The organism is Paraburkholderia sp. Cy-641, from assembly GCF_011752945.1.
GTDB lineage: Bacteria > Pseudomonadota > Gammaproteobacteria > Burkholderiales > Burkholderiaceae > Paraburkholderia.
The window spans coordinates 1-13,203 of record NZ_VWWM01000103.1; the positions used below are offsets into that span (position 1 = coordinate 1).

Annotated in this window: 13 protein-coding genes and 1 pseudogene; 8 read left to right on the top strand and 6 right to left on the bottom strand. The window is 66.9% G+C overall.

Features of this window, described 5'->3' with window-relative positions:
* From F3J20_RS30940 to fliF, 6 genes and pseudogenes are all read right to left on the bottom strand, one after another.
* Positions 1-598: pseudogene (locus F3J20_RS30940) on the bottom strand (flagellar hook-length control protein FliK); the annotation flags it as partial.
* An 87-nt stretch (positions 599-685) separates the two neighbouring features.
* A complete protein-coding gene (gene fliJ / locus F3J20_RS30945) occupies positions 686-1,135 on the bottom strand; it encodes a flagellar export protein FliJ (protein WP_167047409.1) in 450 nt (149 codons plus the stop codon).
* A gap of 299 nt (positions 1,136-1,434) precedes the next feature.
* A complete protein-coding gene (gene fliI, locus F3J20_RS30950; RefSeq protein ID WP_167285765.1) occupies positions 1,435-3,120 on the bottom strand; it encodes a flagellar protein export ATPase FliI in 1,686 nt (561 codons plus the stop codon).
* On the bottom strand, positions 3,114-3,803 hold the full coding sequence (gene fliH, locus F3J20_RS30955) for a flagellar assembly protein FliH (RefSeq protein ID WP_205299427.1): 690 nt from the start codon (positions 3,801-3,803) through the stop codon (positions 3,114-3,116). The genes fliI and fliH overlap by 7 nt, the downstream gene beginning before the upstream one ends.
* Positions 3,790-4,785: a flagellar motor switch protein FliG gene (gene fliG / locus F3J20_RS30960; RefSeq protein WP_167047400.1), complete on the bottom strand. Its 996-nt coding sequence runs from the start codon at positions 4,783-4,785 to the stop codon at positions 3,790-3,792. The genes fliH and fliG overlap by 14 nt, the downstream gene beginning before the upstream one ends.
* Positions 4,775-6,568, bottom strand: coding sequence for a flagellar basal-body MS-ring/collar protein FliF (fliF, locus tag F3J20_RS30965; protein WP_167285767.1), 1,794 nt, complete (start codon positions 6,566-6,568; stop codon positions 4,775-4,777). The genes fliG and fliF overlap by 11 nt, the downstream gene beginning before the upstream one ends.
* A 238-nt stretch (positions 6,569-6,806) precedes the next feature.
* On the opposite strand from fliF, the gene fliE reads away from it, so the two are divergent.
* The 8 genes from fliE to fliN all read left to right on the top strand — a co-directional run bounded on the left by fliE (position 6,807) and on the right by fliN (position 13,102).
* Complete coding sequence (gene fliE, locus F3J20_RS30970; RefSeq protein WP_167047394.1) at positions 6,807-7,142, top strand: flagellar hook-basal body complex protein FliE; 336 nt, start codon at positions 6,807-6,809, stop codon at positions 7,140-7,142.
* Positions 7,143-7,411: 269 nt separating this feature from the next.
* Positions 7,412-7,846, top strand: a complete 435-nt coding sequence (gene fliS / locus F3J20_RS30975; RefSeq protein WP_167285768.1) for a flagellar export chaperone FliS — start codon at positions 7,412-7,414, stop codon at positions 7,844-7,846.
* Positions 7,843-8,169 (top strand): flagellar protein FliT, encoded by a 327-nt coding sequence (locus F3J20_RS30980; protein ID WP_167047388.1) that lies wholly within the window; start codon positions 7,843-7,845, stop codon positions 8,167-8,169. Before fliS ends, F3J20_RS30980 begins: the two co-directional genes overlap by 4 nt.
* 153 nt (positions 8,170-8,322) lie before the next feature.
* Positions 8,323-9,864, top strand: a complete 1,542-nt coding sequence (locus F3J20_RS30985) for a flagellar hook-length control protein FliK (protein WP_167285769.1) — start codon at positions 8,323-8,325, stop codon at positions 9,862-9,864.
* Entirely contained in the window at positions 9,864-10,214 is a 351-nt protein-coding gene (locus tag F3J20_RS30990) for an EscU/YscU/HrcU family type III secretion system export apparatus switch protein (protein WP_167047382.1), read from the top strand. The genes F3J20_RS30985 and F3J20_RS30990 overlap by 1 nt, the downstream gene beginning before the upstream one ends.
* Positions 10,215-11,082: 868 nt before the next feature.
* A complete protein-coding gene (gene fliL, locus F3J20_RS30995) occupies positions 11,083-11,583 on the top strand; it encodes a flagellar basal body-associated protein FliL (RefSeq protein WP_167047380.1) in 501 nt (166 codons plus the stop codon).
* A 63-nt stretch (positions 11,584-11,646) separates the two neighbouring features.
* Positions 11,647-12,645: a flagellar motor switch protein FliM gene (gene fliM / locus F3J20_RS31000; RefSeq protein ID WP_167285770.1), complete on the top strand. Its 999-nt coding sequence runs from the start codon at positions 11,647-11,649 to the stop codon at positions 12,643-12,645.
* The gene (gene fliN / locus F3J20_RS31005; RefSeq protein ID WP_167285771.1) at positions 12,638-13,102 is read left to right on the top strand and encodes a flagellar motor switch protein FliN; all 465 of its coding nucleotides are present in this window, start codon (positions 12,638-12,640) and stop codon (positions 13,100-13,102) included. Before fliM ends, fliN begins: the two co-directional genes overlap by 8 nt.
* Positions 13,103-13,203 lie beyond the last annotated feature (101 nt).

Sequence of the window (13,203 nt, forward strand, 5' to 3'; positions counted from 1 at the left end):
TCGCTGTCTGCAACGATTTCGGATCGACCAGGCCTTTCTTGCCCGCCGCATCGCCGGCGAGCGCGCTCGCGGCCGTGCCGGCCAGCGTGCCGACGGCGTCGGCGGCGGACGTCGTGGTATCGGTCGAACTGTCGGCGTTGCCTGTCGCGTCGTTCGCGGCGGCCTGGGCCGCGGCTTGCGCCTGAGCCTGGGCGGCAGCCGATGCCGCCGCGACCGCGCCCGCGTCGGTCTGCGCCTTCGTGTCGTGCTGCTTCGCCCGGGTGCTCGCCGCGTTGCCGTTCGACGCCTGGCGCGCATGTCCCGCCGACGCAGCGGACGCCGTGCCCGCGCCGCTCTGGCTGCCGCTCGCGCTCTTCGGCGTGGACGCGGGCGGCGGGGCGTCATGCACGCTCGACGTCTGGGTCGGCGATGCCGTCGGCGAACTGCTCTGCTGCTGGCTCGCGCTCTGCGAAGCCGCGCTGTTCTGCTGATCGATGCTCTGCTGCAAGGTCTGCGCGAACGGCATCACGTTGACCGCGGCGCTCGAGGCCGCGCCGGTCGAGCCATTGCCACCGAGCAGCGAACTGACTTGCGAGCCGATCTCTGAAAGAAGCGACATAGGAAATCCTGTGAATCCGTCAAACGGGGGCGGGGTGTCCGGTCAGGCGAACGCCGTGAAACCCGGCAGCGTTCGGCGCCACATGCATCACGCGCCCTCGGCGCGCATGCGCAGAATCCGCGCGGCATATTCGTCGGAATCGCGTTGATCGCGCCGCGCGGCGGTCTTCGCTTCGGCAGCCTCTCCGCGCGCCTGCAGCACTTCGTACGAGCCGAGCCGCTGCTTCTGGCGCTGCCATTCGGGCTTCGCCGCTTCGACGCGCGCGTTCGCCGCGCCGAGCAGATTGCGCTGCTGTTCGATCGCGGCGTCGAGCGTGTCGATGAACGCCTGGAAGTTGCGCATGTTGCCGGCCGGCATGCCGCTCTGGGCCGTCGCCGTGAAGCGCGCGTGGTATTCGTCGCGGTACTGCACGAGCGCGTTCAGCTGCGCCTCGACGTCGTTGCGCTCGCGCTGCGCGCGGCCGAGGCGTTGCGCGGCGGCGTCCACGTCGTCCTGTGCGAGACCGATCAGCGTCTTGATCGGGAAATGTTTCGCCATCGTCAACCTCCTCGGGCCTGTTTCCCGCTCATGGCGGGCTTGCGAGCATGCTTTTGCGTCGTGCGAGGACGGCGCAAAAGCACGTTCCCTTAAAAATAATCGGTCGCGCGACGGACCGCCAGCAAGACGATCCCCGCGTCATGCCACTCGCGGATACCGCGAGCCATCCGCTGCGCCCTCGAACCCCGACGCACCTCGATGAGCCTCGCACCTCGCACCTCGCACCTCGCACCTCGCACCTCGCGCCCGGCCGCTCCGGCGGCCCGCGCCGGCACATTGGCTGCCGGCGGCAACGGTGCCTACACAAACAGCGCGTTCAGCATGTCGATGCTCGGCGCGAAGTTCGCACACTCGCGAAATCCTTGCTGCAGAAACTGTTCCATCCGCGGATACAGCGCGATCGCGCGATCGAGCACCGCATCGCGTCCGCTCGAATACGCGCCCACGTTGATGAGATCGCGGTTGCGCTGATAGCGCGACAGCATCTGCTTGAACATACGCGTTTTATTCAGGTGGTTCTCGTCGATCAGCGCGGTCATTGCCCGGCTAATCGACGCTTCGATATCGATGGCCGGGTAGTGGCCCGCCTCGGCGAGCGTGCGCGACAGCACGATATGGCCGTCGAGAATCGCGCGCGCCGAGTCGGCAATCGGGTCCTGCTGGTCATCGCCTTCGGTCAGCACCGTGTAGAACGCAGTGATCGAGCCGCCGCCCGCCGGACCGTTGCCGGTGCGCTCGACGAGCGCAGGCAGCTTTGCGAACACCGAGGGCGGATAGCCCTTGGTCGCGGGCGGCTCGCCGACCGCCAGCGCGATCTCGCGCTGCGCCATCGCGTAGCGGGTCAGCGAGTCCATCATCAGCAGCACGTGCTTGCCCTGGTCGCGGAAATATTCGGCGAGCGAGGTCGAATAGGCAGCGGCCTGCATGCGCAACAGCGGCGACACGTCGGCGGGCGCGGCGATCACGACCGAGCGCGCCAACCCTTCCTCGCCGAGAATCTGCTCGATGAATTCCTTCACTTCGCGGCCGCGTTCGCCGATCAGGCCGATCACGATCACCTCGGCGCTGGTGTAGCGCGCCATCGTGCCGAGCAGCACCGATTTACCGACACCCGAGCCCGCGAACAGCCCCATGCGCTGCCCGCGGCCGACCGTCAGCAGCGCGTTGATCGCGCGCACGCCGACGTCGAGCACCTGGTGGATCGGCTCGCGATTGAGCGGGTTGATGACCGGCGCGGACAGCGGCGCATCGCTTTGCGTGCCGAGCGGGCCGAGCCCGTCGAGCGGCCGGCCCGACGCGTCGAGCACGCGGCCGAGCAGTTCCCAGCCGACCGGCAGGCGCTTGGCGCCCGCCATCGGATCGGCGATCGGCGCGCTTTCGAGCGGAAAGACGCGCGCGCCGGGCAACAGGCCGATCACTTCGGTGGTCGGCATCAGAAACAGCTTGTCGCTGGAGAAGCCGACCACTTCGGCTTCGGCCATCGGCAGCGAACTGCCGGGCGGCAGTTCGATCATTACCTCGGCGCCGACCGACAGGCGCAGGCCCACGGCTTCGAGCACGAGACCGGCCGCGCGCGTCAGCCGTCCGCACGCGCGCAGCGGCCGCGCGATCGCATTGCGCGCGCGCAGCGCGTCGAGCTGGCCGCGCCAGGCCTGCATGTGCGGATTGGCGTCGAGCGCGGGATCGTAGGCCGGGTGGCGCGACGCGTGAGCGGCGCCAGCGGTGCGCGCGGCGGACTCGCTCGCGGCCGGCTCGCGGCTCACCGCTGTACCCACTGCCACGCCTGGCGTGCCTGTCAGCGGATAAGCGTCCGCCCCGGCGCGCTCCGCCGCGCCATCCGCCGGATGCGTGGACGTCGCGGCCTGATCCGCGCCGACGGACTCGGCATCCGCGAGCGCCTCGGCGCCGAAGGAGGCAAGCGCAAGCTCGCGTTCGAGCGGCGTCAGATCGCTGGCGCGGATTTCATCGAGTGTCGGCTTCACCATGTGCTCACCTTGCCGAGCGCGGCCGCGACGCGCTGCCAGCGCGTGTCGATGCCGGCATCCACTTCGCCGCTGCCGGCGTGGGCGCGGCAGCCGCCGCGCTCGACCGACGCATCGGTGCGCACGGTCCAGCCGCGCGTTTGCAGTTCTTCGAGCAGATACGCCTCGACGACGGGCAGATCGGCGGGACTCACGATCAGCGACGGCGCGCCGGTCAGCGACGGTTCAGCCGCCAGCACTTCGCGCGCGGCGGCGATCAGCGCGGTCGGATCGTGCTGCACGTGCTGGCGCACGACCTGCTGCGCGATGTCGAGCGCGAGCGCGACGAGCGTTTCGGAAATCGCGTGCTGCGCGCCGCCGAGCGCGGTCTTGAAGGTTTCGGCGAGCGCGGCGAGGCGCGCTGCTTCCTCGCGCGCTTCGCTCTGGCCTTGCGCGAAACCCTGCGCATGACCCTGGTCATAGCCGGCCTGATAGCCGAGCGCCTGACCGGCCACGTGACCCGAGGCGACACCCTGCGCATGCGCGGCTTCGCGCAGGCGGTCGAGTTCGGCCTCGAACGCGCGCTCGTCGAATTCGGGTTCGGCCGGCGGCGGCGCGGGCGGCACCGGGTCGAACGAGGCCATCTCCCAGCGCTGGTAGGCCGAGAGGCTTTCCTTCGCCGTGGAGTTCGGATCAGACATACGCATCTTCGGCCTTGCCGCCTAGAACGATCTGGCCGCTCTCGGCCAGGTTGCGCACGATCTGCAGGATGCGGCGCTGCTGCGTCTCGACTTCGGAGACGCGCACCGGACCGCGCGCGTCGAGGTCTTCGGCAAGCAGTTCGGCCGCGCGCTGCGACATGTTCGAGAGGAACTTCTGGCGCAGCGCGGGCGGTGCGCCCTTCAGCGAAATGATCAGCGCCTCGGACTCGACTTCCTTCAGCAGCAGCTGGATCGCGCGGTCTTCGAGGTCGAGCAGGTTCTCGAACACGAACATCTGATCGACGATCTTCTGCGCCAGCTCGGCGTCGTACTGGCGCACGTTTTCGAGCACGCCTTCCTCGTGATTGCTCGACATGAAGTTGAGGATTTCGGCCGCCGTGCGGATGCCGCCCATCGGGCTGCGCTTGAGGTTATCGCTGCCGGAGAGCAAGCCCGTGAGCACGTCGTCGAGTTCGCGCAGCGCGGCCGGCTGGATGCCGTCGAGCGTCGCGATGCGCAGCAGCACGTCGTTGCGCAGGCGATCCGTGAAGCAGGCGGAGATTTCGGATGCCTGATCGCGGTCCAGGTGCACGAGGATCGTCGCGATGATCTGCGGATGCTCGTTCTTGATGAGTTCGGCGACGGCCGCCGAATCCATCCACTTGAGCCCTTCGATGCCGCTCGTGTCACTGCCCTGCAGAATCCGGTCGATGATGACGCCGGCCTTGTCGTCGCCGAGCGCCTTGGTCAGCACCGAGCGGATGTACTCGTTCGAATCGAGCGACATGCCGGTGTGCTGCTCGGCCTCGCGCACGAACTCCTGCAGCACCTCGTCGACCTGCTCGCGCGTCACGTTCTTCAGCGCGGCCATCGCGACGCCGATCTTCTGGACTTCGCGCGGGCCGAGGAACTTGAACACCTGCGCGGCCTCTTCCTCGCCGATCGACATCAGCAGCAGCGCGCTCTTCACTACGCCTTCAGCGCTCATCGGACACCCAATTTTTCACGACGGTTGCAACGATCTTCGGGTCCTGGCGCGCGATGCTGCGCGCGAACTCCAGGTTCCGTTCATATTTGTGCTTGGCATTTTCGAGCGCGAGCGTCTCGGGGTCGGCCTCGATCTCGACGACCGCGCCGTCGCGTTCCTCGGCCGGAATGCCGTCGAGCAGCAAGGGCTCGTCGGGCGAGGCGAGCGCCGCGACCGGCTCGGGCGGAGGCGGGAACGCGCGGCGCAGCGCCGGCTTCACCATCACGAAGTAGAGGAACAGGGCCACCGCGCCGATGCCGAGGTAGGTCGCGATCTGCTTGTAGAGCGCGAGCATGTCCGGCGTGCGCCACCACGGCAGGTTGGCGTTCGGGTCGAGTTCGGTCGTGAACGCGCTGTTGACCACGTTGACCGAGTCGCCGCGCTGCGCGTCGAAGCCCATCGCGTCCTTCACGAGCTGGGTGATCTGCGCGAGCTTGTCGGCGCTGACCGGCTGCATCGTCACGTGGCCCTTCGCGTCGGTCACCTTCAGGTAATTGACGACGACCGCGACCGAGAGCCGGCGGATGCCGCCCATCGGCTGGTCGATGTGGCGCACGGTCTTGTCGAGTTCGTAGTTGGTGGTCGAATCCTTGTGCTCGCTGACCGGCGTCGTGGCGACGCCGCTCGCGCCGTTGCCGGCGACGACCGGCGCGGAGGCCGGCTGCGGCGGCTGGTTCGACAGCGCGCCCGGCACGCCCGAGGCGCCGCCCTGCGACATTTCGGTGGCACTGCTCGTTTGCTGGCTGCGCACCGCCGCCTGTTGCGGATTGCCGTTCGGGCCGTAGTTCTCCGAAGTCTGCTCGCTGTGCGAGAAGTCGATGTCGGCGCTCACCTGCGAGTGCGCGTTGCCCGCGCCGAACAGCGGCGCGAGGATCGCGTCGATGCGCTGCTGCGTGTTGCGCTCGATCTGCTGGCGATACTTCAGTTGCGTCGCGTCGAGCCCGCTGCCGGTGGCCGGTTGCGTGAGCAGGTTGCCGTCCTGATCGAGGATCGTCACGCCTTTCACCGGCATTTCCGGTACCGCCGACGCCACCATGTGCGTGATCGCGACGACCTGGCCTTCGTCGAGCACGCGGCCCGGATAGAGATTGACGAGCACCGACGCCGAGGGCGGTTCCTTGTCGCGCACGAACACGGTCGGCTTCGGAATCGCCAGATGCACGCGCGCCGACTTCACGGTCGAGATCGACTCGATCGTGCGTTCGAGTTCGCCTTCGAGTGCGCGCTGATAGTTGATCTGCTCGTCGAACTGGCTGATGCCGAATTTCTGGTTGTCCATCAGCTCGAAGCCGACCGAGCCGCTTTTCGGCAGCCCCTGCGAGGCGAGGCGCAGGCGCATCTCGTGGACCTGCTCGGCCGGCACGAGGATCGCGCCGCCGCTCTCGGAGAGCTTGTACGGAATGTTGGCCTGCTGCAGCGCGGCGATGATCTGGCCGCCGTCGCGGTCCGACAGATTGCTGTAGAGCACCTTGTAGTCGGGCACGCGCGACCACAGAAACAGGCCCGCGACGACCGCCACCAGCAGCGCGACTGCGAACACGAGCGGCGCGCGCGGGTTGCCGCGCATCTGCGCGAGACCGGACAGACGCTGCGAGAAGTTGCCGCCCATGCCACTTAGGCCGCCGAGCCCGCCGAGGTCGGCGCCGCCGGCCTGGCCGCTGGCGGGCTGGCCGGGCGCGGGCTGCGCGCCGGCGAGCCCCATGCGGGCGTCGGGGTTGATCAACGAGTTGGCTGACGAATCCATGCGTCGGGTATCTCCGGGATGCCTTTGCGTTCTGCCGCACGATCGCGCCGGGGCTCGGCGAGGGAACGGACAGAGACTTTCACGCTTGAAATTATCCGTGGCGACGCTCAACCCGATTGCTTGAATAGAGCCGGGTTTCCCCCCTAGTTTCGGGAGTTTCCCGAAGGGGGCGCTGCTATGCTTTCGTCCAGATCGGTACACCTTCCGGCAGTCCGATCGCACATCCAACGGAGAAAACATGACCATGCCCGTGAACGCGCTTTCGTCGGCGCTGCAACAGATGCAGGCGATGGCGGCGCAGGCGGCCGGCGACGCGAGCCCGGCGGCGAACGAGTCCGGCGCGGCGACGCCCACGAGTTTCGCCTCCGCGCTGAAGGCCTCGCTCGACAAGATCAGCAGCGACCAGCAGAGCGCGATCGGCGAATCGCAGGCGTTCGAGCTCGGTTCGCCGAACGTCTCGCTGAACGACGTGATGGTCGACATGCAGAAGGCCAACATCGGCTTCCAGTTCGGCCTGCAGGTGCGCAACAAGCTCGTGGCCGCCTACAACGACATCGCGCAGATGTCGATCTGAACGGTTTTGCGCGGGTTTCGTGCGAGTTGCGCCTGGGTTTCGCCCGGGTTCTGCATCCCCCCGCACGAAAACCGGCAAGCCAGCCTGGCCGGCGCGCAAGCCGGCCGATTCCTTTGACGCCCCTCGATCCCCCTTGCTTACATTGCTCTAAAGCTTTGCCGCCGCGTATCCGATAACCAGGGTACAGGCCGGTTCGGGCGCGACAACGCGCCGCAGGGCCGAGCCATGACCCAATCGCAGTCAGTATCCGTATCAGAGGAGGAGCGCCGATGTTTTCCCCGGGACACGCTGGAGCCAGCGCGTATGCACGCGTCGGTGTCGAGACGGCCGTGATGGGCGCCAGTCCGCATCGTCTCATCGTGTTGCTGTACCAGGGCGCAAGGCAGGCCATCGCGCAAGCCCGCATGCATCTGCAGCAGGGCAATGTCGCGGAGCGCGGCATGGCGGTCAGCAAGGCGATCCGGATCGTCGAAAGCGGGTTGCAGCAGTCGCTGAACCTCGAGGTGGGCGGCGAGATCGCGGGGCGGCTGAATGCGCTGTACAGCTATATGACGCGCCGGCTGCTCGAAGCCAATATTCATTCGAGCGAGGCGATGCTGGTGGAGATCGACGGTTTGCTCGCCACGCTCGAAGAGGCATGGATCGGGATTGGCCCGGAGGTTGCGCGCATGGCTACGCAGCCTGCCGCGGAAAGCATGAGATGACATCGAACGCAGAATATTTTTCCCGATACGAGGCTATCGCCGCACTGTCCTGCCGCATGCTGATGGCGGCTCGCCACGCCCTGTGGAGCGATCTGGTCGAGCTGCAGGAGGAATACCGGCATCTGGTCGAAGCCCTGAAGGAAGCCGACGACGGCGTGAAACTCGACGAGACCGAGCGTCAGCGCAAATACATGCTGATCCGCCAGATTCTCGCCGACGACGCGGCGATCCGCGATCTCGCGAATCCGCGCATGGCGACGCTGTCGGCGCTGTTCGCGGGCCGCCCGACGCGCGTGCTCAAGGAACTGTACGGGGCGCGTTGAAGGCGAGCCCATGCGGGCGGCGGGCCTCGCGGACGCCGTGCGCGCCGATGCGCCGCCTGCGCGCCCGCCCCCGTGCCATGGCGCGCCGCGCGGCGCACGACTGAACGATCAGAGCATGGAGCGCGCTCGCGCCCATGCGACCAGGGAACCGGCATGAACGGAATCGACACGGCCGTCGCTTCGGTGCTTTCGAGCCGGATCGACAGTTTGCTCAACATCGCGCCGGGCGCCGCGACCACCTCGCAGACCGGCGCGGCAGGCGTCGCCGGCGCGCCCATTGCCGCCACGCCCAACGTGACGCCCGCGCCGCAGCCGTCCGCGCAAACCGCGCTGTCGGCGGTCGCGCTGACGCTCAATGCGATCGCGAATTCGGGCGGCGAGGCGACGCCGGCCGTGCTCGGCCAGGCGCCGATCTGGCCGGCCGCGCCGGCGCTCGATATCGCGGTGGAAGGATTGCCGGGTGCCGATGCGGCAAGTAGCGCGGGTTCTGCCGATGCCGCCACGGCAAACTCCAATGCTGCCGCCAGTGCGAACGGAACCGTGGCCACCGCCAGCATCGCGGCGACGCAGGTGCCAGTGGCGGCGCTTGCGGCCGCGCTCGAACGCACCGTCAGCGACAGCGGCCTGTTCTACGAAGCGCATCTCGCGGGATGGCTCGTCGGCCAGCGCTCGCCGGAGAACCTCGCCGACGAAGCGCAGAACCGGCTCGTGGCGGCCGCGCAATTGCCGCCCGGCTGGGCCGACGAGGACGGCGACGCGGGCGCGACGGGTTTCGCGTCCGAGGCGATGGCGAGCGGCATGCAACGTGGCATGCCGGGCACCGCAACAAGCGGTGTGCAGTCGGGCTCACAACAAGGCTCACAACCGGGCCCGCAAGCTGGCTCACCGGCCGGCTCACCCAATCCCTCTGCCGACGCCCCCACGCACGCGATGCCCTCGATCCTGACCGCGCAAGCCGCGCGTTTCGCTGCGGGCGAGGTGCTGGCGAGTTCGTTGTCCGATCTGACGGGCCAGCCTGCGCATGCGGGGCTGCACAGCGCGGCGCCGCAAATCGGCGATGCGGCTGCGTCGCAGAATGCGCAATCGACGGCGGCGGCCGTGCATCCGGCGACGGAGCCGCTCGTGCGGCAGCAGCTCGACCTGCTCGCGACCGGGCAATTCCGCTGGACCGGCGAGGCATGGCCGGGCGCGCGGCTCGACTGGACCATCGAGCAGGACGGCGACGAATGGGACCGCAGCGGCGGCGGCCTCGCGAGCGAGGACGACCAGCCGTGGCGCACGCGTCTGACGCTGTCGCTGCCGACGCTCGGTACCGTCGATGCCGAATTGACGCTGACCGGCATGCGGCTTACCGCGCGCGTGCAGGCGAGCCCGCACGGCGCGGCGCGGCTCGCGATTCAGGGCGAGAGCTTTCGCGAGCGGCTCGCGGCGGCCGGCATCGAGTTGCAGGGTTTGACGATTCGCGAGATCGGCGGCGGTGTACCGGGAGCACCTGGAGCGGCGAGCGCGACGGGCACTGCTGGCGCGCAGGCGGCAGCTTCGGCGTATGCGCGTTCGGCGACAGCGGGAACGGCTTCATCCACGATGCCGGCCACGGCGACGCCGGGTGGTGTCGCGGCTAACCCTGCGGGCTATGGCTCGGCCGCTGCACGCGGCACGCCGGGGGCGCGCGACGACTTCGACTGGGATATCTGATGAGCCGGACCAATCGCCGCAGCGCGGCTGCGCTTGTCTACGACGCTCAGAGTGGCGAGGCTGCGCCGCGGGTGGTCGCGAAGGGGTATGGGCTGCTCGCGGAGATGATCGTGCAGCGGGCCAAGGAAGCGGGGCTTTATGTTCACGAAGCGCCGGAGATGATTTCATTGCTGATGCAGGTGGATCTCGATGCGAGGATTCCGCCGCAGCTTTATCAGGCGACCGCGGAATTGCTGGCGTGGTTGCATCGGTTGGAGAGCGGGGCTGAAGATGAAAGGCCGCATGAGGTGGGCGCTGGCGCGCAGGATGTGGTTGATGTTGTAGCGGTTGATTTGCCTGGCGGCGCTTAATAGTGGTGGTTTTGGCCCTTTGCAGGGTTGGGCTTTTTTGTCTTTGTTCTTCTGGTGTTGGCCTTTCCTTGTGTTCATGTCGGTCTATTAGCGTTGCCCCTGTGCGGGGCGGCACCTACTTTCTTTGCGGCTGCAAAGAAAGTAGGCAAAGAAAGCAGCTTCACACCGCTAATTCTGAAGCGGGTTCCCTGGCTTGGAGGGGGGAGTGGTGCATCTGAAATCTGTCTCCTCGCGCATTCCACATCAGTGACAAGGCCGTCATTCTTCCGGCGGCGCTACGCGCGCCGAAGCCCGGCTCAAAAACCATCGGTCTTTTTCGGCGTGTCGCCGAGGCGCAGCCGACGGCCCCCGCTACGCGAACGAAACCTGCGGGTTCCCCTGGCAGACCCGTCCGCGACGCACGCAGTGCGGAGTGGGAGCGGATGACAGCTTTGTCACCGGGGTGGAATGTGCGAGGGCACCGATTCCAGATGCACCACTGCCCCCTCCAAGCCAAGGGACCCGCTTAAGAGCTGGCGGTGTGAAGCTGCTTTCTTTGCCTACTTTCTTTGCAGCCGCAAAGAAAGTAGGTGCCGCCCCGCACAGGGGCAACGCTAATAGACCACCAAGAAATCAAGGAAAGGCCAACACCGCAGAGAACAACGACAAAGAAGCGCCACCCCGCACAGAGGGGCAACACCAATAGCCCACCAAGAAAACAAGGAAAGCCCAACACCGCAGAGAACAACGCCAAAAAAGCCCAGCCCTGCACAGGGCAACACCAAACACTTGAGATAACCACAAATAGCCCTTCTTTTCGACCCATCACCCCGCAGGCAAATCAACAACAATCACCCTAACCCTTCATCCAGGCAGCAAAGCAAACCACATGGCTACCACGACCGCCCCGCAACAAGCCGCGCCCGTCTCGCCGGGTCCCATGAAGCGCATCATCCTGATCGTCCTCATTGCGCTCATCTCCGCGGGCGCTGCCGGCGCCGGCGTGTGGTTCTTCATGGCAAAGCGCGCGCCCGTCGCCGCATCGGCCGAAGCCGCGCCCGCGCCGCCCGCCGTGCCGATCTTCTTTCCGCTCGAATCGATGACCGTCAACCTGCAATCGGACGACGGCCAGCAGCATTTCCTGCGCATCGGCCTCACGCTCAAGCTCGGCGACGCCGCCACCCAGCAGGCGCTCACCGAGCACATGCCCGAAGTGCGCAGCCGCATCCTGCTCGCGCTGTCCAACAAGCACCCCGACGACCTCGCGCCGCTCGAAGGCAAGCGCGCGCTCGCCGAGGAACTCAAGACGCTGATCACCGAGCCGACCGACAAGGGCGCCGCGCCGGTCCGCGTGCAGGACGTGCTGTTCACCGAATTCGTCGTGCAGTGACGTACCGTGACGTTGTCTAGCGCTGCCATCATCAACCGCCAAGGGACGCACGAGGAATAAGCAATGGGCCACGAAGAGTTCATGTCCCAGGAAGAGGTCGATGCTCTCCTGAAGGGCGTCACCGGCGAAGTCGACACGGAAACCGAGCAGAGCGAGCGCACGGGCGTACGCCCGTACAACATCGCGACGCAGGAGCGGATCGTCCGTGGCCGCATGCCGGGCCTCGAAATCATCAACGACCGTTTCGCGCGTCTGTTGCGCGTCGGCATTTTCAACTTCATGCGGCGCTCGGCGGAAATCTCCGTCGGCCCCGTGAAGGTGCAGAAATACAGCGAATTCACGCGCAATCTGCCGATCCCGACCAACCTGAACCTCGTTCACGTGAAGCCGCTGCGCGGCACCTCGCTGTTCGTGTTCGACCCGAACCTCGTGTTCTTCGTGGTCGACAACCTGTTCGGCGGCGACGGCCGGTTCCATACGCGCGTCGAAGGGCGTGATTTCACGCAGACCGAGCAGCGCATCATCATGAAGCTGCTCAATCTGACGTTCGAGCATTACACGGCGTCGTGGAAAAGCGTGCGCCCGCTGCAGTTCGAATACGTGCGCTCGGAAATGCACACGCAGTTCGCCAACGTCGCGACGCCGAACGAAATCGTCATCGTCACGCAGTTCTCGATCGAGTTCGGCTCGACGGGCGGCACGCTGCACATCTGCATGCCGTATTCGATGATCGAGCCGATCCGCGACGTGCTTTCCTCGCCGATCCAGGGCGAGGCGATGGACGTCGATCGCCGCTGGGTGCGCGTGCTGTCGAAGCAGGTGCAGGCGGCCGAAGTGCAACTGACCGCCGACCTCGCGCAGGTGCCGGTCACGTTCGAGCAGATTCTGAACATGCGCAAGGGCGATGTTCTGCCGATCAACATCCCCGAGCACATCACGGCGAAAGTCGACGGCGTGCCGGTGATGGAATGCGGCTACGGAATTTTCAATGGTCAGTACGCGTTGCGGGTCCAGAAGATGATCAGCGCAGCCGACACGATGAAGGAAAGTGGATATGAGTGACCTGAACGCAAAACCCGAGGCCGAACTGGCCGCGAGCGACCCGCAAGTGGCCGCCGGCGAACTGAGCGCCGAAGACGACGACGCGATGGCCGACTGGGCGAGCGCGCTCGCCGAGCAGAACGGCAACGCCGAAGTGAACCCGGCGGCGGCCGGCGTATTCCAGCCGCTGTCGAAGGTCGAGCCCACCTCGACGCACAACGACATCGACATGATCCTGGACATTCCGGTCCAGATGACGGTCGAGCTCGGCCGCACCAAGATCGCGATCCGCAATCTGCTGCAACTCGCGCAGGGCTCGGTCGTGGAACTCGACGGCCTCGCCGGCGAGCCGATGGACGTGCTCGTCAACGGCTGCCTGATCGCGCAGGGCGAAGTGGTGGTCGTGAACGACAAGTTCGGCATCCGTCTGACCGACATCATCACGCCGTCCGAACGCATCCGGAAGCTCAATCGATGAAACGCGCCGCCGTTCGCGGCATGCTCTCCGCGTCGCGCAACCTGCTGCCGCGAGCCGCGCTGGCGGTGGCCGCCGCGTCGGGCGCGACGCTCGCGCGCGCC